This is a genomic window from Thermogymnomonas acidicola, assembly GCF_014646795.1.
In the GTDB taxonomy this organism is placed as follows: Archaea; Thermoplasmatota; Thermoplasmata; order Thermoplasmatales; family Thermoplasmataceae; genus Thermogymnomonas; species Thermogymnomonas acidicola.
Genome location: NZ_BMNY01000004.1, coordinates 1 through 23,420 on the forward strand (window position 1 = coordinate 1; position 23,420 = coordinate 23,420).

The 23,420-nt window shown below is 56.7% G+C and carries 24 protein-coding genes, 2 tRNA genes and 1 pseudogene; 18 read left to right on the plus strand and 9 right to left on the minus strand.

The features are described from left to right. Nucleotides 1-165 precede the first annotated feature (165 nt). The 5 genes from IEW66_RS08505 to IEW66_RS08525 all read left to right on the plus strand — a co-directional run bounded on the left by IEW66_RS08505 (nt 166) and on the right by IEW66_RS08525 (nt 3,134). Nucleotides 166-250: transfer RNA gene (locus IEW66_RS08505), tRNA-Leu, on the plus strand. A gap of 359 nt (nt 251-609) precedes the next feature. Beyond that, the gene (locus IEW66_RS08510) at nt 610-1,263 is read left to right on the plus strand and encodes a cyclase family protein (protein WP_188681813.1); all 654 of its coding nucleotides are present in this window, start codon (nt 610-612) and stop codon (nt 1,261-1,263) included. A 230-nt stretch (nt 1,264-1,493) separates the two neighbouring features. Next, the gene (locus IEW66_RS08515; protein ID WP_188681814.1) at nt 1,494-1,883 is read left to right on the plus strand and encodes a hypothetical protein; all 390 of its coding nucleotides are present in this window, start codon (nt 1,494-1,496) and stop codon (nt 1,881-1,883) included. A 47-nt stretch (nt 1,884-1,930) separates the two neighbouring features. Further along, nucleotides 1,931-2,944: an aldo/keto reductase gene (locus IEW66_RS08520; RefSeq protein WP_188681815.1), complete on the plus strand. Its 1,014-nt coding sequence runs from the start codon at nt 1,931-1,933 to the stop codon at nt 2,942-2,944. After that, entirely contained in the window at nt 2,922-3,134 is a 213-nt protein-coding gene (locus IEW66_RS08525) for a hypothetical protein (protein WP_188681816.1), read from the plus strand. Before IEW66_RS08520 ends, IEW66_RS08525 begins: the two co-directional genes overlap by 23 nt. Here the strand turns inward: IEW66_RS08525 and IEW66_RS08530 are convergent, their stop codons facing one another. Together IEW66_RS08530 and IEW66_RS08535 are read right to left on the minus strand one after the other, a co-directional pair. After that, the gene (locus IEW66_RS08530; RefSeq protein ID WP_188681817.1) at nt 3,135-4,076 is read right to left on the minus strand and encodes a transcription initiation factor IIB; all 942 of its coding nucleotides are present in this window, start codon (nt 4,074-4,076) and stop codon (nt 3,135-3,137) included. 9 nt (nt 4,077-4,085) lie between these two features. Next, on the minus strand, nt 4,086-4,295 hold the full coding sequence (locus IEW66_RS08535; RefSeq protein ID WP_188681818.1) for a Gar1/Naf1 family protein: 210 nt from the start codon (nt 4,293-4,295) through the stop codon (nt 4,086-4,088). Nucleotides 4,296-4,542: 247 nt separating this feature from the next. Between IEW66_RS08535 and IEW66_RS08540 the strand changes: the two genes are divergently transcribed. From IEW66_RS08540 to IEW66_RS08550, 3 genes are all read left to right on the plus strand, one after another. Beyond that, complete coding sequence (locus IEW66_RS08540; RefSeq protein WP_188681819.1) at nt 4,543-5,469, plus strand: transcription initiation factor IIB; 927 nt, start codon at nt 4,543-4,545, stop codon at nt 5,467-5,469. Further along, nucleotides 5,470-6,036 carry a GMP synthase subunit A gene (locus tag IEW66_RS08545; protein WP_188681820.1) on the plus strand — a complete coding sequence of 189 codons (567 nt, stop codon included), beginning with the start codon at nt 5,470-5,472 and terminating at the stop codon, nt 6,034-6,036. Nucleotides 6,037-6,118: 82 nt separating this feature from the next. Continuing rightward, nucleotides 6,119-6,370, plus strand: a complete 252-nt coding sequence (locus tag IEW66_RS08550) for a PRC-barrel domain-containing protein (RefSeq protein WP_075057676.1) — start codon at nt 6,119-6,121, stop codon at nt 6,368-6,370. Between the two features lie 2 nt (nt 6,371-6,372). Here IEW66_RS08550 and IEW66_RS08555 read toward each other — a convergent pair whose 3' ends face one another. From IEW66_RS08555 to IEW66_RS08565, 3 genes are all read right to left on the minus strand, one after another. After that, nucleotides 6,373-8,031: a glutamate--tRNA ligase gene (locus IEW66_RS08555; RefSeq protein ID WP_188681821.1), complete on the minus strand. Its 1,659-nt coding sequence runs from the start codon at nt 8,029-8,031 to the stop codon at nt 6,373-6,375. After that, nucleotides 7,994-8,983: an NOG1 family protein gene (locus tag IEW66_RS08560; RefSeq protein ID WP_188681822.1), complete on the minus strand. Its 990-nt coding sequence runs from the start codon at nt 8,981-8,983 to the stop codon at nt 7,994-7,996. Before IEW66_RS08560 ends, IEW66_RS08555 begins: the two co-directional genes overlap by 38 nt. 106 nt (nt 8,984-9,089) lie before the next feature. After that, on the minus strand, nt 9,090-9,290 hold the full coding sequence (locus IEW66_RS08565; protein ID WP_075057678.1) for a DUF1059 domain-containing protein: 201 nt from the start codon (nt 9,288-9,290) through the stop codon (nt 9,090-9,092). An 88-nt stretch (nt 9,291-9,378) separates the two neighbouring features. On the opposite strand from IEW66_RS08565, the gene IEW66_RS08570 reads away from it, so the two are divergent. The 6 genes from IEW66_RS08570 to IEW66_RS08595 are packed head-to-tail and all read left to right on the plus strand — an operon-like array spanning nt 9,379 to nt 17,049. Beyond that, on the plus strand, nt 9,379-10,344 hold the full coding sequence (locus tag IEW66_RS08570) for a Gfo/Idh/MocA family protein (protein ID WP_188681823.1): 966 nt from the start codon (nt 9,379-9,381) through the stop codon (nt 10,342-10,344). A gap of 37 nt (nt 10,345-10,381) precedes the next feature. Beyond that, nucleotides 10,382-10,630 (plus strand): hypothetical protein, encoded by a 249-nt coding sequence (locus IEW66_RS08575; protein ID WP_188681824.1) that lies wholly within the window; start codon nt 10,382-10,384, stop codon nt 10,628-10,630. A gap of 58 nt (nt 10,631-10,688) precedes the next feature. Beyond that, nucleotides 10,689-12,623: a DNA topoisomerase (ATP-hydrolyzing) subunit B gene (gyrB, locus tag IEW66_RS08580; protein ID WP_188681825.1), complete on the plus strand. Its 1,935-nt coding sequence runs from the start codon at nt 10,689-10,691 to the stop codon at nt 12,621-12,623. 41 nt (nt 12,624-12,664) lie between these two features. After that, entirely contained in the window at nt 12,665-15,073 is a 2,409-nt protein-coding gene (gene gyrA, locus IEW66_RS08585; protein ID WP_188681826.1) for a DNA gyrase subunit A, read from the plus strand. After that, nucleotides 15,073-16,056 carry a homoserine dehydrogenase gene (locus tag IEW66_RS08590; RefSeq protein ID WP_188681827.1) on the plus strand — a complete coding sequence of 328 codons (984 nt, stop codon included), beginning with the start codon at nt 15,073-15,075 and terminating at the stop codon, nt 16,054-16,056. Before gyrA ends, IEW66_RS08590 begins: the two co-directional genes overlap by 1 nt. Nucleotides 16,057-16,098: 42 nt before the next feature. Continuing rightward, the gene (locus IEW66_RS08595; RefSeq protein ID WP_188681828.1) at nt 16,099-17,049 is read left to right on the plus strand and encodes an MBL fold metallo-hydrolase; all 951 of its coding nucleotides are present in this window, start codon (nt 16,099-16,101) and stop codon (nt 17,047-17,049) included. Here the strand turns inward: IEW66_RS08595 and IEW66_RS08600 are convergent. Next, entirely contained in the window at nt 17,046-17,846 is an 801-nt protein-coding gene (locus IEW66_RS08600; protein WP_229657587.1) for an aldo/keto reductase, read from the minus strand. The genes IEW66_RS08595 and IEW66_RS08600 overlap by 4 nt on opposite strands. A gap of 105 nt (nt 17,847-17,951) precedes the next feature. Here IEW66_RS08600 and IEW66_RS08605 point away from each other — a divergent pair, with 105 nt between their 5' ends. Together IEW66_RS08605 and IEW66_RS08610 are read left to right on the plus strand one after the other, a co-directional pair. Beyond that, entirely contained in the window at nt 17,952-18,338 is a 387-nt protein-coding gene (locus tag IEW66_RS08605) for a DUF302 domain-containing protein (RefSeq protein WP_188681829.1), read from the plus strand. A 3-nt stretch (nt 18,339-18,341) separates the two neighbouring features. Next, on the plus strand, nt 18,342-20,213 hold the full coding sequence (locus IEW66_RS08610) for a PD-(D/E)XK nuclease family protein (protein ID WP_188681830.1): 1,872 nt from the start codon (nt 18,342-18,344) through the stop codon (nt 20,211-20,213). A 1-nt stretch (nt 20,214) separates the two neighbouring features. Here IEW66_RS08610 and IEW66_RS08615 read toward each other — a convergent pair whose 3' ends face one another. After that, nucleotides 20,215-21,084: a hypothetical protein gene (locus IEW66_RS08615; protein ID WP_188681831.1), complete on the minus strand. Its 870-nt coding sequence runs from the start codon at nt 21,082-21,084 to the stop codon at nt 20,215-20,217. 119 nt (nt 21,085-21,203) lie between these two features. On the opposite strand from IEW66_RS08615, the gene IEW66_RS08620 reads away from it, so the two are divergent. Continuing rightward, nucleotides 21,204-22,100 (plus strand): DNA adenine methylase, encoded by an 897-nt coding sequence (locus tag IEW66_RS08620; protein WP_188681832.1) that lies wholly within the window; start codon nt 21,204-21,206, stop codon nt 22,098-22,100. 3 nt (nt 22,101-22,103) lie between these two features. Here the strand turns inward: IEW66_RS08620 and IEW66_RS08625 are convergent, their stop codons facing one another. Beyond that, nucleotides 22,104-22,310, minus strand: a complete 207-nt coding sequence (locus IEW66_RS08625; protein ID WP_075057689.1) for a hypothetical protein — start codon at nt 22,308-22,310, stop codon at nt 22,104-22,106. A gap of 122 nt (nt 22,311-22,432) precedes the next feature. On the opposite strand from IEW66_RS08625, the gene IEW66_RS08630 reads away from it, so the two are divergent. Next, nucleotides 22,433-22,506 (plus strand) — tRNA-Ile (locus IEW66_RS08630). 121 nt (nt 22,507-22,627) lie between these two features. Here the strand turns inward: IEW66_RS08630 and IEW66_RS08780 are convergent. Next, nucleotides 22,628-23,420, minus strand: a pseudogene (locus IEW66_RS08780) (RNA-guided endonuclease InsQ/TnpB family protein); the annotation flags it as partial.

Sequence of the window (23,420 nt, forward strand, 5' to 3'; positions counted from 1 at the left end):
AGAATGTGACCCTCTGTCCAATCTTTACCACATGGTTATATCTATTTCTTGATAACCATAAAAACGTTTCTAAAATGGGTCTATCCATCCCTTCCCTGACGGAATGGAACTTTCGTCCCCTTAACCCCCATTAGAGTTAAAAGCAGCACAACTATTCAGAGGTGGGCGGAGGTTGCCGAGCCAGGTTAAAGGCGGCAGACTCAAGATCTGCTCTCACAGGAGTTCGCCGGTTCGAATCCGGCCCTCCGCATGCCTCTGATTAATTATTTTCATCTGTTTACACTGTTTCCACAATTGAAAAAGGTATGGGCGGGCAAGGGAGGCCAATTGCCGCTGTCCCCCGGTCTCCTTCTACTGCAGGGCAGGAGCGAAGGGATCTGCAACCATGGCCTGGTGCAAACTGTGGGTGCACGGGTGTTGTGCTGGTGACGCAATTACAGTGAGTTTAACTTCCTCCGGGACAGGATCGGGGCCACCCATAGGCCCGCCATCCTGCACCTCCCATGCCTCCATCGTAACACCCCGGCCCACTTTCCATAACGGCCACCCTGCAGGCTTCTCCGTGCCTTCCTGCGAAATATTAAAAAATATTATTTTCATGGAATGGCAATGAAGATCAACAAAATTATTGATCTTTCGGTGACAATTGAACCCGGTATGGCGACGTGGCCAACAAATCCAGAGATCGTCCTGAAGGACATGTGCACGTTCGAGAAGGACGGCTACAAGGAGGAGATCTACAGTTCCTCCACACACACGGGAACGCACCTGGATGCGCCCCTTCACATGTACCGGCAGGGCGCCAGCGTTGACAGGATTGACCTATCGGAACTTGTGCAGGAGGGCTACTGCATCAGGCCCAGGGTAACTGACAACGAGATACACATCGATGCCATAAGGGCCGTGTGGAAGCCCGAGTACGACGGGAAGGCCATCCTTATAAACACTGGCTGGGACAGGAAGAGGTCAAGGACGCAGGAATGGCAGTACGGGTTTCCAGGGCTGGCGGAGGACACCGTGGACTTCTTCGGCGAGCACGGGACAAAGCTCATCGGGATCGACACCCTTGGCATAGAGCCCGCCTCACACCAGGGATTCCCTGTGCACAGGGGGCTTGAGAGGTACGGGATAACCTTCATCGAGGACATGGCCAACCTTCACTTGCTGGAAATCGGGAAGCCATACCTGATAGTGGCACTGCCCCTGAAGCTCAGGGGAGCCAGTGGCTCCATGGCGAGGGTGATTGCCATCGATGCCGATTGATGCAGGGGCACAACCGGGACTGAAGCCTCAGCGAGTTCAGTGCAGCACCTGTCATGCAGGCCAAGGCAACAGGCCGGGGGCACTCTCCAACCGAATACGGGGTTCATGGGCGGGCCGGATTGACCAGGCCACCGTCCCCGTCTGGGTTTCCCCTGGTGCATGGGGCAAGCATGTGGGGAGTGTGAGGGGTATCTGCAAAGTTCAAATCTCACGGTTCAGATAGCTGGCCCATGGGTTTCTTCAGGAAGGAGATCACACTGACGACAAGCAAGAGCCTTAAGGAACTGGCCACGGAATTTGAGAACTTTCTTGTGGGCCAGGGGTGGAAGACACAGAGCAATATATCGGACACCGGTGCGATCATCCAGGCCAGGAAGGGTGGCATACTGAGGGACATAGTTGCAGCGGACAGGGCACTGACATTCACGTTCCAGAGTGCAGGAGACGGCATGGTGAAGGTGAACGTGGGTATCGGGAAGCTGTTACAGAACATAGCCGTCACTGCCGTTGAGGTGCTACTCCTGTCAGACCTGTTCCTGTTCGTGGACGTACCGGAGATGCTGTTCACAGAGCACGTGGAGAAGGAGCTGCTGAACCAGCTGAGGGCCATGGCAGTGTAAACAGCAGGAACTCAGCAGGTTATATCCGGCCCTGCACTGACCATGGTATGAGGTACACGGACATCGGTGGCGCGAGAGTGTCGCAGATAGCCATAGGCACGTGGCACCTCCCGCCGTCAACCGACAGGTACGAGGACGGGATACTGAGGGTGGACAGGGAGAGGACAATGGCCATTCTTAAGAGGGCCTACGACCTGGGCATAAACTTCTTCGACACAGCCAACACGTACCACGGGACAGTGAGCGAGACGCACCTGCACCCTGAGAAGAGCGGGAACTCCGAGAGGATACTCGGCGAATTCATGAGGGGCCATGACAGGGCATCGCTTTTCATTGCCACGAAGGTGAGGGCCGAGGTGGAGACATTCCCGAACGGCGGGGGCCTCTCCAGGAAGCACATCATGTGGCAGGTCAGGGAGAGCCTGAGGCGCCTCGGGACAGACTACATAGACCTCTACCAGGTGCACTGGCCTGACCCCCACACTGACGAGGAGGAGGTAATGGGGGCCCTCAACGATACCGTGCATTCAGGGATGGTGCACTACATAGGGGTAAGCAACCACCCGTGGTACATGGTGAAGAGGATGATCGAGGTCTCGGAGAGGTCGGGCTACGAGAGGCCGGTCTCCGCGCAGGAGGCCTACAACATAGTCACACGATACGTTGAGAGGCGCCTGGTGCCCCTGATGAGGTCAAGGAGGATGACCATGATAGCATATGTGCCGCTTGCCCAGGGGATACTCACTGGAAAGTACCTCAAGGATTCCGGTGGGCTTTCCAGGGCCGAGTACACACCTGAAATGAGGGAGGAGGTCGAGAGGCACAGGAGGGCCGCATCAGTGGTGTCCGAGACCGCCAGCGACCTTGGGATAACCCCAGCCCAGCTTTCGCTCGCCTGGATCCTGAGCATGCAGAGGAGGCTAGGGATAAGCATAGTACCGCTCATCGGCGTATCAAGAGAGGAACAGCTGCTGGAGGACGTTGAGGCGATAGATGTGTCGCTTCCGGAATGGGCAGTTTCCAGGCTCTGTGGGCTCTATGGACCTGACGATACGCTTTGAAGACCCGGAAAACGCATGCGGTATCTTCAGCGCCTCCGTGGGGCCCGACAACTGGCCCGGCACACAGGTCAACTGTGAGGATCACAGGGTTGTGATAAAGGTAGAGGGGATTTCCCCGGTCTCAATTTACTCACTTGCAGAGGAGTTCCTGAACCTCTACGACCTGGTGAAGGAAACAATGGAAATATGACTACGCTTCCTGCTCCACAGTCAGCTGCAGCTTCTCCGTTAACTCCTTGTACCTGTTCCTTATGGTTACCTCAGTGACGCCCGCCACTTCTGCAACCGCCCTCTGTGTCCTGCGCTCGCCCGTCATGAGGGAAGCTATGTATATGGCCGCTGCGGCCACTCCTGTGGGCCCCTTGCCTGATGTGAGGTCGTTCTCCTCCGCCATCTTCAGTATCTCCGATGCCTTCTTCCTGGCCTCCATTGAGAGCTTCAGCTTGCTGCAGAACCTGTTCACGTAGTCCTCTGGCTTTGATGGCATGATGTTAAGCTTGAGGTACCTGCTCATTATCCTGTATGTCCTGCCGATCTCCTTCTTCTTCACCCTCGTCACGGACGCGATCTCATCGAGCGTCCTGGGCACTCCGGTGGCCCTGCATGCAGCGTAGATGGCACCCGCAACGACTCCCTCGATGCTCCTCCCCCTGATCATGTTCTGCTTCACTGCCCTCCTGTAGAACACAGCGGCGGTCTCCCTGACATCGTTCGGTATGCTGAGGTTCGAGGCCATCCTCTCAAGCTCCTGCAGTGCCTGGGAGAGGTTCCTCTCCGCCGCGTTGGATACCTTGATCCTCTTCTGCCACTTCCTCAGCCTGTACAGCTGGGCCCTGTTCCTCGTGGGTATCGACTTGCCATAGGAGTCCTTGTTCTTCCAGGATATGTCCGTGGAAAGTCCCTTGTCGTGTATCGTGAAGGTCATGGGCGAGCCGGTCCTGGCCCTGCTCTCGTTCTGCTCTGCATCGAAGGCTCTCCAGTCTGGACCCTGGTCGATGTAGCTCTCGTCTATGACAAGGCCACAGCTATTGCATATGAGCTCACCTCTCTCATAGTCCCTGACAAGCTGCGAAGAACCGCACTCCGGGCACTTGGTTATCTCCTCAATATTCCTCTTCTTCTCATCCACCATATCCACCACCTAACACCTGATGAACAACCCATCAGCATCAGCCTGCTGGTTAAGTGCCACAAGGGCATACGGTGAAGCAACGGGCCCGAACACCCTTATTACCCTGCCAACCTCCCTCCTGTTGGCGTCGAAGACCCTTGCATGCATCTTCACACAGTTGTGGACCCTCACCACGATCTCCTGGCCGACCCTGCTTACCACTTCACACTTCTCCAGCATCAGCATGCAAGGATCAAAGTAAAGTATATAAACGTTACGTAAGATTATTAATTCGAGCTATCTTGATATTAAAGCATTGATCTCAAAATTTGTTCATCCGGGATCGCTGGTGGTTTTCAACTGGCATTTGTAAACCACTCATTTATAATCGCGGTTATGCATACACATGTCTTTCGTTTAGAACCTACAAAAAAGGTTTAATACCAGATGATATGTCTGAAATTCATAAATTATTCAGGGTGTTGAGATGGCTTCACAGGGAGATGAGTTATCTAAAAGGTGCCCCGAGTGCAACTCGGAACACCTGGTAAGGGACTATGAAAGGGGCGAGCTGATCTGCAACGATTGCGGCATGGTCGTGGAGGACTCCTTCATCGACCAGGGACCGGAGTGGCGTGCCTTTGACTCCGAGCAGGATGATAGACGTGCCAGGACAGGGTCGCCCATGACGTTCCTGAGCCATGACAAGGGCCTGGCGACGGAGATATCCTGGTCAAACAAGGACTATTATGGGAAGAGGATACCGCATAAGAACAGGGCACAGATATACAGGGTCAGGAAGTGGCACCAGAGGATCAGGGTATCGAATGCAGCAGAGAGGAACCTGTCCATGGCCCTGCAGATGCTCAACGACATCGGTGCGAAGATGGGTATCCCTAAGGACATCAAGGAGACAGCTGCCCTCATTTACAGGAAGGCCGTGGAGAAGAACCTGATCAGGGGTAGGAGCATCGAGAGCATCGTCTGTGCGTCCATATATGCGGCGTGCAGGAAGGTAAACCTCCCGAGGACTCTGGACGAGATATCCAAGGCCTCTGATGTGAACAAGAAGAAGATCGGGAAGGCCTACAGGCACCTGGCCAAGGAGCTCAGCCTGAACCTGAAGCCAACGACACCGTATTCCTACGTTGCCCAGTTCTGCAACAAGCTCGATCTGGACAAGCAGGCCATAGTGGTGAGCGAGGAGATCGTGAGGAAGTCCATAGAGGCCGGCATATCATCAGGGAAGGGGCCAACGGGTGTCGCTGCAGCGTCCATATACATCGCCTCCGTCATAGTTGGTAAGCCGAGGACCCAGAAGGAGATAGCGAGGGTCTCAGGCGTCACAGAGGTAACCATAAGGAACAGGTACAAGGAGATAAGCAAGATACTCGGCATACCCGGTATGGAGTAGATGCGGGTCTACGTAGTTGACAACGGCGGCCAGTGGACTCACAGGGAATGGCGCGTGCTCCGTGACCTGGGGGCGGAGACAAGGATAGTGCCCAACACGGTGGACAGTCACGAACTGGACGGCCTGGACGGCCTGGTGCTCTCTGGCGGGGCCCCAAGCATACAGAGCGAGCTCTCCAAACTGGGAAACGTGGGCAGGTACGTGGACGAGCACAGCTACCCTATACTCGGCATATGCGTCGGTGCCCAGTTCCTAGCACTGCACTTCGGGGGTGAGGTGGGCCCGGGTGCGAGCCCGGAGTTCGGGAAGAAGGAGGTGGTCTTCGCAAAAAAGAGCGGCATCTTCTCCAACATGCCGGAGCGCATGAGCGTCTGGGAGAACCACAACGACGAGATCAAGAGGCTGCCTGAAGTGTTCGAGCTGAACGCATCGTCCGGAACATGCAGGGTGCAGGCCTTCACGCACAAGACCAGGCCAATCTACGGTGTCCAGTTCCACCCTGAGGTTGAGCACACGGAGCACGGTGTTGACATCTTCAGGAACTTCCTCCAGGAGTGCCACAGGTGAACTGCGGGGCACGGATCCTCTTTCTACCTGAGCCAACATTTATATCGTATCCAATTTTATATCGCACCGGAGAGGTATTGGGATGCTATCGCATGTGACTGACCTCATAGGCATGACAGTGTACACCGACAAGGGCATCGTGGTTGGCAACGTGGACGACCTCATAGTGGACATCGACGGCCTCAGGATCTACGGCCTATACATATCGAGGACGAACAGCAAGCTAGTGGAGGATGGAGTCGCGGTCTCCGTGCCTTACGGGTGGATAAAGGCGGTGGGTGACGTGATCCTTCTCAGGCGTTTTCCCCAGTACGTGAGGAAGCCAAAGGACTGACGTCACCTGTGCAGGAAGAACGCCTGCCCCTCTATTCCCAGTACCCTGGCGTACCCGAACCTCTCCAGCTGGACAGTCCCGTCAACGGAGCCAAGGGCCTGCTCTGCCTTCCCTGTTATCCTTCTCCCGTCCGGCATGTGCACTGTCAGGTCTATTGCAGGCTCTGGAGCCCACTGGACTATCCTGATCCCCTTCTCCCTGAGTTCGAAGCCCGCAAATTCCAGCCGGTGGCCCCTTTTAACAACATTGCAGAAGTCCTTGAGCCTGAAGGCCTTGCCATCCGGCACCTGGGCCAGGTCGGACGCATCCACATAGACGCCCCTCGATGCGCTCATCCTGTATTTCCTTGTCCCCAGTGACTTGTTTGTGGGGTGGTTGGGGATCGTCACATCGCATTCGGGCAGGCCCTCCACCTTCAACATGACCGGGTCGGGCACGAAGAACCCCCTGGGTGTTGCCGCGTCTATGCTGTCCTTGTTCATTGCGTTGAATATGTCCCACGAGAACTCAGCATCGCTCTCCCTGAGGCCAGATTCGATCCAGTACCGCCTGAACGTTGCAGGGACGTAGCCCCTCTTCCTCAGGGCCAGGATCGTGCCGAGCCTCACGTCGTCCCAGCCTGAGTAGCTCCCGTCCGCTATGCCCTTCTTTATTGTCGATGTCTTGAGGACAGTGTTCGGTATGTGTATCAGGCCGTAGTGGAAGTATACTGGCAGCGGCCAGTCGTTGTACCTGAATATGTACTTCTGCTTCTCCGTGTTGTTCAGGTGGTCCTTGCCCCTTATCACATGGGTAAGGCCCAGGTGGTGGTCATCCACAGCGACCGAGAAGTTCATCATGGGGTACACCCTGTACTTCCTGCCCTGCCTCGGGTGCTCTCTCTCTATGATCCTGAATGCGATCCAGTCCCTCACGCTAGGGTTCGGGTGTGCCAGGTCGGTTTTCACAACAGCAACGGCCTCTCCCTCCCTGAAGCCGCCGTCAAGCATCTCCTGGAACCTCTCTTCGTTCTCCCTTGCGCTCAGGGAGCGGTGGGGACAGGCTATCCCCTTCTGCCTCTTCTCCTTGAACTCCTGTACCCCGCAGCTGCACACGTACATCCCGCCGTTCCTGATCAGCCTCCTGGCCTCATCGTAGTATAGCTCCATCCTGTCTGACTGCACGACCACGGAGGTGAACTGCACTCCCAGCCACGCCAGGTCCCTGGGTATCTGCTGGTATGCGCTCGGGTCTATGTTCTTCGGGTTCGTGTCCTCTATGCGGAGTATCAGCTCCCCACCGTACTTCCTGACATATTCGTCGTTGAGTATTGCCATCCTGGAGTGGCCAACGTGGAGGGGCCCGCTTGGAGAAGGCGCCATGCGCATGACCACCTTTCCCGTCACGCCCGGGAGGTCCGGGAGCCCGTGCCTCTGCTCCTTCTTCTCTGCGATGAGCGCCTCGGGGTGTTCCTTCCTCAGGATCTCCTCTATCTCTGCAGCGCCGAGCGAGTTGACCTCCTCGACAACCTCGTTCACAACAGGAAGTAGATCCTTTGCACTCTTCCTCAGGTCCGGGCTCTCCGCGAGGACCTTGCTCAGGACGGCCTTCGGATCGGCCTTTCCTCCGTGCTGGTATGCATTCTTAAGCGCGTGCAGCCTGATCTGCTCTCTGTCTGGCAAACAGTTCACCTCTCTCGAGAAGCAGGCCTCTCAGTTCCTCGAGACCGTATCCTGTGGTTGCAGATATGCATATCCTCTCCCTCCTCTCACTGCTCAGGTCGCACTTGCTCTGCACCCTTATGACCTCCTTTCCCAGGATGTCAGAGAGTTCCCTGTAAAGGCCCTCCTGCTGCTCCACAGTGTAACCGGATGTGCCTGAGTGGTCAATGAGGAACAGCACAATGCCGTCGATGTCCCTGAGGGCGAGTACCGCCTTCCTCTCCATCTCGTTCCTCTCCTCCATGGGCCTGTCGAGTATCCCCGGGGTATCTACCAGCTGCACGCGCACCCAGTCCCTGGTTAGGAATCCTATGTGCACCTCCTGCGTCGTGAAAGGGTATGGCGCCACCCTTGGCCTCGCCCTGGTGAGCGCCGAGACCAGGCTGCTCTTACCCACGTTAGGCATGCCTGCTACGATGGCAGTGAAGCACTCTGTATCGATGTCCGGCAGCGATCTGATGTAGTTCCTGCACTCAATGAGGAAGGCCAGGTTCTGCTGCTGAGACCTCACCAGGGACGCGAAACGCCCGTAGAAACCCTTCATAAGGGTCAGGGCCTCGCCGGCATCCGTGGCCCTTTTGACCATCCTGATGTAGTGGGACGAAAGTTCCTCTATCCTCTGGGCACACCAGTCGATCCCTGCGAGGCTCACCTTGTACCTGTCCACGGAGAAGACTAACGAGATGAGGTCCCTGTAGAAGGGGTGGAGCCTCTCAAGGGTGGGAAACTGCCTCACCAGCTTTCTCAGGTAGGGGGCACTGGTGGCCTCTATTGTGGAGATCCTGTCCATCACTTCCCTCTTGATCTTATCGACCTTTTTCGGGAAGTACGGCTCCTCTATCCTGGAGGCCCTGAGGAAGGCCTTGTCTATTATCTCCTGCGCGGTGAGCACAGTCTTGATGTTGACCAACACGCAGGTCTATGGCAAGTGTCAATTAAATGTTGGGGTATAGCCTGCCAGCGGGCAGTATGAGGAGCGATGGGACACACTCAGGCCCGGCTGTGGCACCATCAAGGCCTCAGGTCTTTGCCTCTTCCTTCTCGTACTCCGTGAAGGCAGACTTTATCTTCGCCATCAGGTCCTCCGGTATCTCGTAGTGGCCGTGGGCGTACCTCTCGTGCATCCTTATCCTGGGCAGCAGGTCCTCAGGCTTTCCAGCATCATACTCGAAGCTGCACTCCCTTCCAGTATCGGCACACCTGTAGTGATAGCGCTTCACACCCCAAGATGCCTCATTTCATTATAAACGTATACCACCGGGAAAAGTGGTACGAAGGTAATTTATGACTCCATGCCCTCACCAAGGCATGGAAATCGTGGTGGTGGGAGCAAGGGGGTTCGGGCAGGTACACCTGAACGCCATCTCCGGAGTGGACGTGAGTATAGTTGAGAGGGACAGGGCGGTGGCGGAGGAGATAAGGTCGAAGTACGGAGTGAGGAAGGTTTACAGCAGCTTCGAGGAAGCACTTAACTCGGATGCGGAGATGATAGACCTCGTTGTGCCCCATAACCTGCACAGGGAGTTCGCTGTAAAGGCCCTTAGGAGGGGCAAGCATGTGCTGGTTGAGAAGCCAATCGCAACTACCGTGAGGGAAGGGGAGGAGATGATAGCAGAGGCGAAGAGGGCACGCAAGGTACTCATGGTGGCTGAGCAGTACTACTTCGATACGACGGTGAGGTACGTGATGGAGCAGATAAGGGCCGGGACAGTTGGGACGCCTAAGTTCATCCTCGTGAGGGACCAGAGGCTGTTCACGCGCACCGGGTGGAGGCTGTTCAGGTCTCAGATGGGTGGAGGTGCCCTGATAGACGGCGGCATCCACTATGTCGACACCATGCTTAACTTCGGGGGCGATTACACCTACGTCTCGGCCAGGAGCATGAACGTGGCTGGGATAATCGAGGGCGAGGACACAACTGTGGCGAACCTGCAGTTTGCCAACGGTTCTTATGGGACACTCCTCTACCTCTGGTCATACAGGGATCCGCCAACTCTTCCAGCCTTCGAGGTTATAGGCACCGAGGGGAGCATATACGAGGATCCGTCAACACGCAAGCAGGGGGACTTCAGGAGCGGCAGGAACTACGTCTACGGTGACCCCGTGGTCAACGGGAAGAAGGTCGCCCTGGAGCACGCCGACGTCTTCAGGGCCGAGATGGAGGCCTTCTTCAGGGCAGTGCGTGAGGGCACGGAGCCCGAGATGAAGCCAGAGGTGGCCCTCCGGGACCTCAGGTGCGTGCTTGATATATACAGGCATGCGGGTGTTGCCTGAGGGTCAAAGGTTATCTCTCACCATTCAATATTCCTTTATGATAGTGGAGGACCAGAGGAACATATCATGCGGTGGCGATCCTTTCAATTACCTCAAGAGTGTCATGAAGGCACTCTACTTCCAGCTCGACCCTGGCCAGGACGCCAAGATCCTGCTACTGAAGGAGAAGTTCCCCTACTCGAGGAACGTCTTCGATGGCATGGCCAGGACCACAAGACTCCGCCTCCTGGACATGGAGGAGGCCTCCGGCGAGGTGCACCTCACCGTCAGGAAGGAAAGCCAGTAACCACTGGAGAAAATTATTAAATGTTCTGGAATGTGAGAAAGGAGAGTGTGGTAGGGTCATGGAGGAGTACAATTCTTCACAGATTCAGATACTGGAAGGCCTGAAGGCCGTCAGGAAGGTCCCCGGCATGTACATAGGCTCCACGGACGAGAGGGGCCTTCACCACCTCATATACGAGGTCGTGGACAACAGCATAGACGAATCCATGGCAGGTTTCTGCTCAAACATATCCATCATATTCGGCAGCGATGGCTCCGTGACTGTGGAGGACGATGGCAGGGGCATCCCTGTGGACATACACCCCAAGTACGGGAGGCCCGGCCTGGAGATAGTCCTTACTGAGCTTCACAGCGGGGCCAAGTTCGACAAGAAGGTCTACAGGATCACCGGAGGCCTCCACGGCGTCGGCGTGCATGTGGTGAACGCACTGTCGTCGAGGCTCATCGCAGTGGTGAAGAAGGGAGATACCCTCTACTACGAGGTATTCAACCGCGGTGTGCCGGACGGGGGCCTCAAGAGCGTGGGCTTCGCGGAGAGGAATACAGTGGATTTGTTGAGGGACGTTGAAATACGCCTGGAGCCCACCCATGGTTTCATAGTAAAGTTCTATCCGGACCCGGAGATATTCGAGGTCACAGATTTCTCCTACGATACCGTGCTGGAGAGGATGAGGGACCTGGCCTTCCTCAACCCGCAGGTTACGATCCATGTCACGGACAGGAGGACGGGCAAGGACTCTGTGCTTCATTTCGAGGGTGGCCTCGTTGAGTTTGTCAGGTACCTCGGCGAGGGCTTCAACGTGATCCACAGGGACCCGATATACCACAGGAGCGAGAGCGATGGGACGGTGGTGGAGTTCGCGCTGCAGTACAACACCGGGACTGCGGAAATACTACAGAGCTTCGTCAACAACATAAACACCCTGGAGGGCGGCACACACGTGGCCGGCTTCCGTGCAGGCCTCTCCAGGGTGATACAGGACTACGCCAGGTCCAGGTCGCTCATCAAGGGTGTGGAATCGCTGACTGGCGATGACGTAAGAGAGGGCCTTGTGGCGGTGCTGCACGTGAAGGTATTTGAGCCGCAGTTCGAGGGCCAGACCAAGACGAAGCTGGGCAACAGTGAGGTCAAGGGCACAGTGCAGTCCGTCACGGAGAGGTTCCTGAAGGACTACTTCGAGGCTTTCCCCAACGTGGCGGAGGAGATAGTGAAGAGAGCGGTAGCAGCCGCACAGGCGAGGGAGGCCTCAAGGAAGGCCCGCGAACTGGTTAGGAGGAAGTCGGCCCTCTCGGACGGCAACCTCCCGGGGAAGCTTGCCGACTGCTCCTCTGACGATCCTTCACGCACGGAACTTTACATAGTGGAGGGTGACTCCGCAGGTGGCTCCGCAAAGCAGGCCAGGGACAGGGAGTTCCAGGCAGTCCTGCCGCTCAGGGGAAAGATACTCAACGTTGAGAAGGCCAACGACCTCAAGACAATATCGAACCAGGTGATACGCGACCTCATAACCGCCATCGGTGCAGGCGTCAAGGACGACATAGACCTGGCCAAGCTCAGGTACGGGAAGATAATAATCATGACAGATGCAGATGTGGACGGGGCTCACATAAGGACGCTGCTCCTGACCTTCTTCTACAGGTATGCAAAGGACCTCATAACCAACGGGAACGTCTACTTCGTGCAGCCGCCCCTTTACAGGATACAGAAGGGCAGTGAGGTCAGGTACGTTTACACTGAAAAGGAGAAGGACAGGGTTGCTGCCGAGATGGGCAAGAACTGCGTGATCCAGAGGTTCAAGGGTCTAGGGGAGATGAACCCGCAGCAGCTCTGGGAGACAACGATGAACCCGGCCACAAGGAAACTCGTGCAGGTCACCATAGAGGACGCCGCCTATGCAGACCACCTCTTCTCCATCCTCATGGGGGAGAAGGTGGAGCCAAGGCGCAGGTTCATAGAGGAGTACGCCAGGACAGTGGTCAACATAGACCTCTGATCCGGTTATCAGGATCAGGCGTTTAGGAGAGAGGTGTTTGCTTGGACAGGAGACCCATTGAGAACGAGATCAAGACGGCGTACCTCGAGTACGCCATGAGCGTCATAGTGAGCAGGGCCATACCCGATGTGAGGGATGGCCTGAAACCCGTGCAGAGGAGAATACTGTACGCCATGAACGAGCTCGGGTTCACGCACGATAAGCCGTACAAGAAGTCAGCGAGGATCGTGGGCGAGACCATGGGTAAGTACCACCCGCACGGCGATGCTGCCATATACGATACACTGGCCAGGATGGCCCAGGACTTTTCGCTGAGGTATCCCCTCATCGACGGGCAGGGCAACTTCGGCTCCATCGATGGTGACGCACCTGCAGCAATGAGGTACACGGAGGCAAGGCTCGCCAGGATCGCGGAGGACATGATGGAGGACATAGACAAGGAGACCGTGCCTTTCATGCTGAACTTCGACGGTTCGCTCATGGAGCCACAGTACCTACCAGCCAAGGTGCCGAACCTCCTCATAAACGGAACGTCCGGCATAGCAGTTGGCATGGCAACAAACATGGTGCCCCACAACCTCAGGGAGGTGTGCGACGCCATAATACACAGGGTCAGGCACCACGACTGCTCTGTGGACGACCTCATCGAAATAATAAAGGCTCCTGACTTCCCCGGCGGGGGCATAGTCTTTAGAACCAGGGAACTCATAGAGGCATACAGGACTGGGAAGGGCAGCGTGAAGTGCCAGGGCGAAGTTGACCTTTCTGAGGACAGGAAGATCATCATAACAAGCCTGCCCTACGGTGTGAACAAGGCCCAGTTCATTGAGGACGTGGCCGAGTACGTGAGGAGCGAGGTCATAACGGGGATCACGGACATAAGGGACGAGAGTGACAGGAGGGGAATGAGGATTGTCATAAAGATCAGGGACGAGGGCATGAGAGATCTGATACTGAACCAGCTCTACGAGCACACCGACCTCGAGAAGAGCATAGGCATCATAAACCTCGTGCTAGTGGATAACGAGCCGAAGACGCTGAACCTCCTGCAGCTTGTGGACGCATACATATCGCACAGGATGGATGTGATAAGGAAGCGGGCACTCTTCGACCTGAGGAAGGAGACGGAGAGGGAACACATCCTGGAAGGCCTTTACAGGGCCCTGGAAGATATAGACAGGGTCATTGCAGGTATCAGGTCTTCAAGGGATGCACAGGATGCCAGGGAGTTCCTGAAGAAAGAGCTCTCGCTGGACGACGGACAGGCCCAGGCCATACTAGATATGAGGCTGCAGCGCCTGACCTCCCTGGAGAGGGAGAAGGTGGCCAGCGACCTGGAGGAGGCCAGGAGGAGGATAGTCGAGCTGAGGAGGATATCAGAGGACGAGGAGGCAAGGCGCCAGATCCTGGTGTCGGAAATGGAGGAGATTAGGGAGAGGTACGGTGACGAGAGGAGGAGCATGGTGCTGGAGAGGGAGGCCGGTACCCGCTCCCTGGAGGACCTGATACCGAGGGAGGACGACGTCATAGTGCTGAGCGAGAACGGGCTCCTCAAGAGAGTGCCACTGCAGGAGTACAGGTCGCAGAGGAGGGGAGGCAAGGGGAGCACCACCTCCGTGAGGAAGGAGGACACTGTCAAGAGCATGGTGGTGTGCTCCTCCCACGACACGATCCTCTATTTCACAAACACAGGGCGGGTGCTGAGGGGCGTGGCCTATGAGATCGAGAAGAAGAACAAGAGGTCCGTGGGCACATCGGCTGGCGTGCTCCTTCACCTGGCCGAAGGGGAGACAGTCACACAGATCATGAGGGCACCGGACACCAACGGTGGCTTCCTCGTGCTGGTGACCAGGAGGGGCCTGATAAAGAAGACGGAGATGAAGGGCATAGCGGAGATGAGGAGCTCCGGCATCAGGATAATCACGCTCACCGAGGACGATGAGGTCGTGGCGGTGGAGCACACTGAGGCTGACAGGAACATCATGGTGGTCTCGTCTTCAGGCAAGGCCGTAATGTTCAACACGTCAGAGGTGAGGCCAACCGGCCGCACGTCCATGGGGGTACGGGCCATAAGGCTGGACGAAAAGGAGAGGGTGATCGCTGCTTTCTTCGTGGAGGAGGGCCAGAGCGTGCTCACGGTGACCGAGAACGCCATAGGGAAGAGGACATCGATAGAGGAGTTCAGGGTGTCCCACAGGGGCACGTCAGGCGTGAACGCAGCGAAGCAGAACGAGAGGACGGGCAGGCTGATAAAGGTCATACCGGTGTGGGACGACAGTGAGGTCCTGATAGTGACGAGGAATGACAAGTCCATAAGGATAAGGGTATCGGACATAAGGGAACTCTCCAGGGCCGCATCGGGCGTCAAGCTCATGTCCCTGGAGGAGGGGGACGCCGTGACGGAGGTCTCCCTGATAGACAGGAACGAGGAAGAAAGGAGTGAGGAGTGATGGACATATCCGTCCTGGGCGCAGGCAACGTGGGCCTGAATCTCCTCAGGATACTGAAGGAGAAGAGGGATGTCTTCAGGTCCAGGTACAGGGTGGACATAAACGTCGTCTCCGTCTCGGATTCAAGGACAACTGTGTTCGAGCCCAACGGTCTCGACCTGGGGGAGGTGATAGAGGCCAAGGCCTCTGGCAACCTTTCGAGGGCGGAGGCTAAGACCATCTCGTTCGATGAGATATTTGACATAGACAACGAGGTGATCGTTGACCTGATGCCGGCAACGCAGGACGGCGTGAGGGGCAGGGACATATACATGAAGGCTTTCAGGAAGGGTCGCCACGTCGTGACTGCAAACAAGGCACCCCTGGCCCTCCACTGGGCCCAGATAATGGAAGAGGCAGCCAGCAGGGGAAAGATGATCAGGTACGAGGCAACTGTTGCAGGCGGCGTGCCGCTCTTCAGCTTCAGGGACTACTGCATCACGCCATCGGAGGTGATATCGTTCAGGGGCATAGTGAGCCTCACCGTGAATCTGGTCATGAGGATGATGGCCAGGGGGCACAGCTTCCAGGAAGCTGTGAAGTACGCACAGAGCATGGGCGTGGCAGAGACGGATTACAGGGACGACACCTCCGGCCTGGACGCGGCCAGGAAGACGGTCATACTGGCCAATTCGCTCTTCGGCCTCTCCATGTCGCTTAATGACCTCTACTACGAGGGCATAGATGAGGGTAAGCGCTACAGGAGCAGCTCAAGGATGGTCTCCACAGTGTCCGTGGAAGGCGGCCGTGTGAGGGCGGAATCCAGGGTCGAGGAACTCTCACAGGAGGACCCCCTTCTCTCCTTGCCAGAGGAATCCCTGGCCTACATTATCGAGACGGAGAACAACGGGAAGCTGATGGTAAGGTCAGAGAGGGACGGGCCACTGGAGACGGCTGCAGCTGTGGTGAACGACATAGTCATCATGGCAAGGGAGATCTGCTGATTCCCCGTTCCATTCAAATAAGCATCAGGGATACAGCGATCCATGTCAGCCCGGTGGCTTGAAGTCCAGATACCCATACCCGCACTAAGGACGGCCACTGTCATATTCTTCGATTCCGGGGGCAGAAGGGTGATGGTGGACGCCTCCATGGACAGGCAGGGTGCTGCGCAGATATCTGGTAGCGGCCTACTGGACGGTGGCCTGGACTACGTCCTCTTCACCCATATGCACATAGACCATATAGGTGGGTTCGCGCACCTCTCAGAGAGGCTCAGCGCTGAGACGATTATGGGCAGGAAGGACGCCGAGATCGTCTACAGGGCGGCACAGGACATAAACTCCTTTACGAGGGAGATCTCGGAGGAGTTTGCAGCCCTGGGAGTGCCGGAAAGCCTGGTCTCGCAGATGACATCACTCCATCCCATGGTGCGTGGGTACGGCACATACAGCAGGATGGAGTTCGACATACTCGTGGACACCAGGTTCAGGATACCAGGCACATCCCTTGAGGCCGTGGTCTACCCTGGCCACACCCCGTCATCGCTGTGCCTCTTTGATACTTCCACAGGCGAGGTGGCAACCGGGGACCATATCCTTGAGAGGATCACGCCAAACATATCCTTCTACGACATGGAGGTGGATTACCTTGGCAGTTACCTGGAGAGCCTCAGTGCATTCTCCTCAGCCGTATCCAGGGTGGCGTACCCTGGCCACGGGCCCCCCTTCCAGGACCCGGCAGGAAGGGCCAGGAGGATAATGGAGCACCACACCCTGCGCTCTTCCCAGATCCTCTCCGTCCTAGGAGAGAAGAAGACAGCGTACCAGGTGGCAGATTCGATCCCGTGGAAGAGGGGCGTCGGCCTCTCTGGTCTGGACATAAACCAGAAGATATTCGCGATAGCGGAGGCCGAGGCGCACCTGAGGCACATGGTGGCCACAGGCACGCTGAGGCTGGAAACCGAAAACGGTGTCAGGGTCTATATGAGGGCCTAAATCTCTCTGAGCTGCCTGTAGGCGTCCTCTCCAAGCTCCCTTCCGATGGCCCCCGCTATCTCGTCGACATGCTCCTTCCTGGAGGCCTTCGGTATTGGCATGGCCTGCCTCTTCACGTAGCACAGGGCAGCCTGTACAGGGGTCATGCCGCTGGCAGAGGCGACCTCTGCCAGCCTGTGTTCCTGAAGGCCGTTACCTCTGTTGAGCGGGGAATACGCTATCACGGTGATCTTATTGTACCTGCAGAACGGTATGAGCTTTTCCTCCGGTTCCCTGTGGAACACGCTGTACTTTATCTGGTTAGCCACTATATCGTGCCTCTTGGTGGCCGGCAGGGCCTTTTCCAGGTCATCTATGGTGAAGTTGCTCACTCCTATGTACCTTGTAACACCTTCGTCCACCAGCTTCTCCATGGCGGAAATCGTCTCGGCTATGTCCACCTCGCTGTTCGGCCAGTGGATGAGGTAGAGGTCTATGTAGCTGAGCCCGAGCCTCCTCAGGCTCGCCCTGGCAGCCCTTATGACGTCGTCGTAGTGCAGGTGCGTTGGCCAGACCTTGGACACGACGAAGACGTCCTCCCTGGGGATGCCCTTTATGGCCCTTCCGACAAGTTCCTCCGTGTGCCCTGCCCCGTACATCTCCGCAGTATCGACCATTTTGAGCCCCTTCTCAACGGCATACCTTATTATTTCGGTGTGCTCGCCGTCCCTATCGTATGATGCCGTGCTCGTGCCACCGAGGCCCCACGTGCCAAAGCCTATCTCGCCAACCTTGTCGCTGCCTATCATGAAGGCCATGCACCCTCAATAGGGGAGATGCATTAAACCTTATAGGAAACTTCAGATGCACTGCCCTCCCGCTGGAATGGACACCCTTATCTATATTCGTCCAATAACTTGCCCATGCTCGACTACACCGTGACATCGCCCATGGACCCGGATAAGGCCTTCGGCGCACTCTCGCAGAGGCTCAGGGAAAAGGGCTACGTGCTCCTCTCTTACGTGGAGATGCACACCATACTGAGGAAGAACTTCAACAGTGACTTCAAGCCATACTACATACTGAACGTGTGCAAGCCCCAGGCTGCAATGGAGCTGATGACATACAACGAGAGCATGGGCATGCTGCTCCCGTGCAAGATAACGATCTCCCAGAGCGGCACCGGCTCAAGGGTCTCGCTTGTCCTGGTGTCAGAAATGGAGAAGGCGCACCTGGGCGGCGACGGCAGCCTGGTCAGGAAATATGAGAGGGAGCTCGAGGAAATCCTGGACGGCCTGAGGGGCAACTGACGGATGATCGTCCAGATCACCGGCCCTGAGGGGCGGGTGATCCCCCTATGGGACCTGCCCGGCGCCACCAGGACGGCAAGGAGGGTGCCTGCAAACGTGCAGCGGTACATAATAGCGGAATCCCTGCGCAGGAGCAACCTCCTCTTTTATTCCGACGAGTACATACACTCAAAGGTTGTGCCCTCGATCCAGCAGGCGTTCACGCTGATGAAGGCCCTCGGCATAACGCCTGAATCTGTGGACATGGATAAGGCCCTGGAGTTCCAGTTAGCAATGAAGAGGGAGAGGGAGAGCGTGACCGCGGAGGAGAAGGAGGCCTTCCTGAGAGGCTTCATCTCACTCTACAGGGACTACGTTGGGGCCATCACGGGCCTCTCGGTGTACGCTGATGCCTGGGATGCGCTCCTCCTCCACAGGTCCTTCATTTACCTCAACCCTCTCGGGAGGCTTGTGTCGAGGGGGAGCACTGGCCCCGGGAGCCAGGTCTCTCTGAACTTCTTCTCCCGTGCGGAATACGGTGGGGGCGATAGTGGAGTGATCGTATCGCTGCACCACGGCGCCCTCGAAGACCTGGCATCGGCACCCCCATCACCCGTGGGCTACAGCACTGCCAGGAGGGAGGTGGTGCTGCAGCTGCGCAGGCTCCTTGGCAGAGATGAGGGCGAGAGGACAGTCCTTGACCTGGACGAACTCCTCGGCACCAGGGGACAGGGCATGAATCCCAGCGAGGTGGAACAGGGAATACATGGTGTTCTGGAGAGAGCCAGGCGCATTGGAGGCCCATATGAAGCCGCTGCCACAGTGATCGGTGGCCTCATCGAGGAGGCCAGCACAGCCGGTCTGGAGCTGGATCTCCTCACATACATATCTGTTGGCTCCCCCACGTCCCTCAACGGCCTCAGGCTCTTCGACATGTGCACCTGCCCCCCTTCCGGCGCCCCGACGGTGGGGATGAATATACAGTCCGTGCTTGTCTCCGATGCGCTCAACTCTGTGCTGTTCGCCATGGGATACGGCGAATGGCCCGCAGTTTCCTCAGAGGTTCTGAGAGCCATTTCCCAGTCAGCAAACCGAGCGGTACCGGCACAGAGACAGGGACAGGTGAGCCTGCCCGTTATAGGTAGGCAGGGCATGGAATCCCTGGTCCAGAGGGCCAGGGCCTTTTTTGAGAGGAAGACAACACTTTCGTACACCCTGCTTGAGGCCACGGAGGACCCCTACCTCTTCTTCAAGCGCTACGTGCTGAAAATGGACACGGGCAACCAGGCCACCAGGATGGGCGAGCGCGTTCACAGGAGGGCAGAAGCGCTCTTCAGGGGCGAGGCCGTCAGCGAACCTGAGGGCATCGAGGCATACATACTCAGGAACACTGTGTCCGTGATTGAATACCTGGAGTCAATGGGCTTCAGGCAGGTCTCCGCAGAGCAGCGCGTGCTGGGCCCGCTGGAGGCCGTCTTAGGCACAGGGCAGGGTATGGACATAGAGGGCAGGATCGACGCGGTCTTCTCTGACGGGCACAACTACCTCATACTGGACTACAAGACAGACAGGACGCAGGAACGGTGGCACAGGCACAGGGTGCAGCTGGAGCTCTACCGGGATCTATTCTCCATGAACTCCTCTGTGAGCAAGGACAGGGTGTTCACGGGCCTGGCATATGTGTCGCTGCGTGGCACGGTGAACACGGGCAGGATATGGCCGGAACTCATGGTGCTGGAGCAGGACGAGGGGGTAAAGGCAATCCTCAGGAGGGCCCTGGAGAGGTACCTGTTCTGGAAGGAAGACCCGGAGAGGCTCCTCCTGGACATAGGGAGGCAGAGGCCCGTGAGGGAGGGCCTGCACGCGGCTCTCGTGGCATCTATGCAACTCCGCTGACTCAGTTCTCTATCTCCTGCAGTGAGCACAGCGTGAAGTCCCATCCAGGGAAGATCTCCCTTATCCTGGCCAGGGAGAGGAGGTATGGCCTCTTGAAAGTCTCAAGGAAAACGGAGCCAACCCTGATGGTCTCTCCCCTGGATTCATGGACGCTCAGCAGTGGCACGAAGCTCTCGTCCATGCTTATCCAGTTGAACCTCGAGAGGCCCTCGTTCGGGCTCGGCATGAAGACAGGGCACCCTGACCCATCCGGGCGGTAGATGGCCATGAGGTCCCTGCCGGTGAAAACGCCCTTGACGATGCGCACCCAGTCACGGCCGAAGATGTTCCTCTGGCCAACGACATCGTCTGCAGGCTTGCATGTGAACTCGGAATAGAAGAAAGAGTGGCCCACGCTCTCAGACCTCAGGGTCTGCACAGGGTCCCTTGCCGGCCCCATGTAAGTCAAATCCAGACCATCGACTCCGGAGAAGATCTCGAGTGATATCTCTGAGACCCTCTCCGAATCGCATGAGGAATAGTAGAATGTGGCATGGTACGTGCCGTTGGCCAGCACCACCGGGCCCACGACCACGCTGGGTATGCTCACAAGCCTGGAGATCGCGTCCCCTATCTCGCGCCTCTCGATCCCTTCCTTTAGGATCCAGGTGCCGGCCACAGACCTGGCGCCCAGGGACTCTGAGAATATCTTGACCTCCCTCTTGCCCCGGTCGTTCATTGCCACCATTATGTAGGGGCTCGGCCTGTCTATGACGAGGCCCACGGGGCAGTTTATGCCCAGGCGCCTGGATGCCATTGCCACCGGCTCTTCACCTATGAGGGTGAACGATATCTCCCTGTCGAGGATACCGGGAATCTGTCTCACCAGCATCCTTGGGATATTGCACTGCCGGGCACTTAACCTTATCCACGGTGGCACCATTCATTTCGCTGGCATGGGATCTCATGCCAGGGCGCAAGAATTAATAGAGAGGTGAATTTTATCACTCCGTGGTGGAACCCATAGTGAAGTGGGCCGGATCAAAGAAGCATGTCATTCCGGCCCTGCTCAGCGTTTTCCCCTCCAGCTGGGGGGCCTACTATGAGCCCTTTGTGGGCGGTGCTTTAGTCCTATCTCACCTCTACTCAACCGGGAGGGTGACCAGGGCAGTGATATCGGACACCAACCCAGACCTGATAAACCTCTACGAGGTCATAAGGGACAGGCCCGATGAGATAAGGGCTGTGATGGAGAGGCTCTCCTTCAGGAACGAGAGGAGGTATTACCTCTCAGCCAGGCGCAGGTTCAACAGGCTCAGGCTCAGCGGTGGGAACTTTGTGGAGAGGGCAGCCCTTTTCCTCTACCTGAACAGGCAGGGGTACAACGGGCTCTGGAGGGTAAATTCGCGGGGCCTGTACAACGTGCCGTTCGGCAACTATGACACCCTGAACATCCCGCCTTGGGATGCAGTTATGGAGTTCTCCAGGATGCTCGGGAGTGTAGAGATAAGGCACATGGATTTTGAGGCCGCCGTCCAGGATGCGGCTGAAGGCGATCTGGTCTATTTTGATCCCCCCTCTGTATCCTCTCTGAACAGCTCAGGATCGTTCAGCCACATGCCAGGGGGCTTCAGTGCACGTGAACAGGAGAGGCTCCTACGCACAGTCAGGCAGCTGACGGACAGGAGGGTTATGGTGGTCGTGAGCAGCCCATGGAACGAAGGGCTGGTGGACACGTACTCTGAGTTCCACATCATGGCGGTACAGCCTAGGGGAGATAACGGGAATATGGCTGGAGGCAGGAAGGGGATGGGCGAGTTGATAATAACAAACTACGAGCCTGCACCCTCTGCTCTGAGCGAATACCTCAGGCCCGTGCCACTCCCGGCGAACTCAGGCGCAAGGTGAGGCCTAGAGGGCCCTTATCCCGCTCTCCCTTTTCCTGAAAAGCCGGTACGTGAGCCATGAGGTGTAGCCTATAAGGGCCACGCCGAGGGCCATGGCCAGGTTCAGCAGGAAGGAGAGGTTCGGGTGGCCTATTGCCTCCATAGTCATGGCCGCGATGACTATCCCGAGGCCCTCCACTGGAGCCACCATGGCAGCCAGGTGTCTGCTCATTACCTGACATGTACGCTCTGGATTATATATAAACGTTCGCATCAGTGGCCCACCGGTCGCAATGCAGACCGTGGGCGTCTCGAAAAATTTAAAATGTTTAGTTATATCAGCATCAGCACAGAGGGGCTGTAGCTTAGCCTGGCAGAGCGCCTGGCTCATAACCAGGTGGTCATCGGTTCAAACCCGGTCAGCCCCACTCTGCGCCAGTTCATTTTAAGGGTGGCATGTCTCTGCGCGACTTGTCAAGGTCAGAGACAGGGGGATCTAAAACATGGGAGAGGAACTGGCCATCTTGGTTTAGAGGAGCGTGTGTTTATTTAGCCTCTTAACCGCCAGGTTAACTTGTATTCTGGCTGGGGTGAACTACCCCCCCTCACGGACTGGGCATCTCCACCGTGAGGTGGAGATTTCCTGCTTCTTCCAGGAAACTTACCATACACTCCCTCGGAAAAGGGAATGTACAGCAGAGGTCTCCTGTCCACAGGCTCTAAGGGCAGTCCCGACCCCGCACGTAGAATATTTAGAGAAGCGTTGCAATCACGGTCAGCAGTCCAACCACATTCAGCCTTCACACATCCACATCTGGCACATGTCTTCGACGTGTATGCTGGGTTCACTTTCACCACCCTCCTACCAGCTCTTTCAGCCTTGCAGGAGAGGTGGCTCGAAGTATGTGCTTCCTCAGAGTTTCACTCTCTGTACCTTCCACCATTTCCTTCACTTCTAGGTCTTCCACATAGACCTCGTCGTAATGTTCAACAAACCACGAAGTCACCTTGTGAATATAATCGCTCATCAAGTTCTTTACATGCTCATGTAGTTTAGCTAATTTCCTTCTAGCCTTCTCATGGTTCCTCGACCCCCTCTTCCTGGATAATGACCTTTGCAGGATCTTTATCCTCCTCTCAACCTTATCAAAAGATTTAGGGTTCTCTATCACCACACCGTCTGAAGTAGTTACCAGCCTGTCAGCTCCCAGATCTATTTCCAGTTTTCTCGAAAGGTCTCCTTTCAACCTCAGCCTGAAATATCGCACACCAACCAGTGGCACTCCTCCTTATTATTACTCACTTTACCTCACCTTCCAGAGGTCTGTGGAATGGGACTCTG

Bases quoted from the DNA above. Each gene is read 5' to 3' on its own strand.
- IEW66_RS08515 (WP_188681814.1), top strand. From the start codon at position 1,494: ATGGGTTTCTTCAGGAAGGAGATCACACTGACGACAAGCAAGAGCCTT.
- IEW66_RS08575 (WP_188681824.1), top strand. From the start codon at position 10,382: ATGATAGTGGAGGACCAGAGGAACATATCATGCGGTGGCGATCCTTTC.
- IEW66_RS08615 (WP_188681831.1), bottom strand. From the start codon at position 21,084: ATGCTGGTGAGACAGATTCCCGGTATCCTCGACAGGGAGATATCGTTC.
- gyrB (WP_188681825.1), top strand. From the start codon at position 10,689: ATGGAGGAGTACAATTCTTCACAGATTCAGATACTGGAAGGCCTGAAG.
- IEW66_RS08605 (WP_188681829.1), top strand. From the start codon at position 17,952: ATGCTCGACTACACCGTGACATCGCCCATGGACCCGGATAAGGCCTTC.
- IEW66_RS08530 (WP_188681817.1), bottom strand. From the start codon at position 4,076: ATGGTGGATGAGAAGAAGAGGAATATTGAGGAGATAACCAAGTGCCCG.
- IEW66_RS08595 (WP_188681828.1), top strand. From the start codon at position 16,099: ATGTCAGCCCGGTGGCTTGAAGTCCAGATACCCATACCCGCACTAAGG.
- IEW66_RS08510 (WP_188681813.1), top strand. From the start codon at position 610: ATGAAGATCAACAAAATTATTGATCTTTCGGTGACAATTGAACCCGGT.
- IEW66_RS08525 (WP_188681816.1), top strand. From the start codon at position 2,922: ATGGACCTGACGATACGCTTTGAAGACCCGGAAAACGCATGCGGTATC.
- IEW66_RS08570 (WP_188681823.1), top strand. From the start codon at position 9,379: ATGGAAATCGTGGTGGTGGGAGCAAGGGGGTTCGGGCAGGTACACCTG.
- IEW66_RS08520 (WP_188681815.1), top strand. From the start codon at position 1,931: ATGAGGTACACGGACATCGGTGGCGCGAGAGTGTCGCAGATAGCCATA.
- IEW66_RS08625 (WP_075057689.1), bottom strand. From the start codon at position 22,310: ATGAGCAGACACCTGGCTGCCATGGTGGCTCCAGTGGAGGGCCTCGGG.
- IEW66_RS08550 (WP_075057676.1), top strand. From the start codon at position 6,119: ATGCTATCGCATGTGACTGACCTCATAGGCATGACAGTGTACACCGAC.
- IEW66_RS08610 (WP_188681830.1), top strand. From the start codon at position 18,342: ATGATCGTCCAGATCACCGGCCCTGAGGGGCGGGTGATCCCCCTATGG.
- IEW66_RS08590 (WP_188681827.1), top strand. From the start codon at position 15,073: ATGGACATATCCGTCCTGGGCGCAGGCAACGTGGGCCTGAATCTCCTC.
- IEW66_RS08600 (WP_229657587.1), bottom strand. From the start codon at position 17,846: ATGGCCTTCATGATAGGCAGCGACAAGGTTGGCGAGATAGGCTTTGGC.
- IEW66_RS08540 (WP_188681819.1), top strand. From the start codon at position 4,543: ATGGCTTCACAGGGAGATGAGTTATCTAAAAGGTGCCCCGAGTGCAAC.
- IEW66_RS08535 (WP_188681818.1), bottom strand. From the start codon at position 4,295: ATGCTGGAGAAGTGTGAAGTGGTAAGCAGGGTCGGCCAGGAGATCGTG.
- IEW66_RS08545 (WP_188681820.1), top strand. From the start codon at position 5,470: ATGCGGGTCTACGTAGTTGACAACGGCGGCCAGTGGACTCACAGGGAA.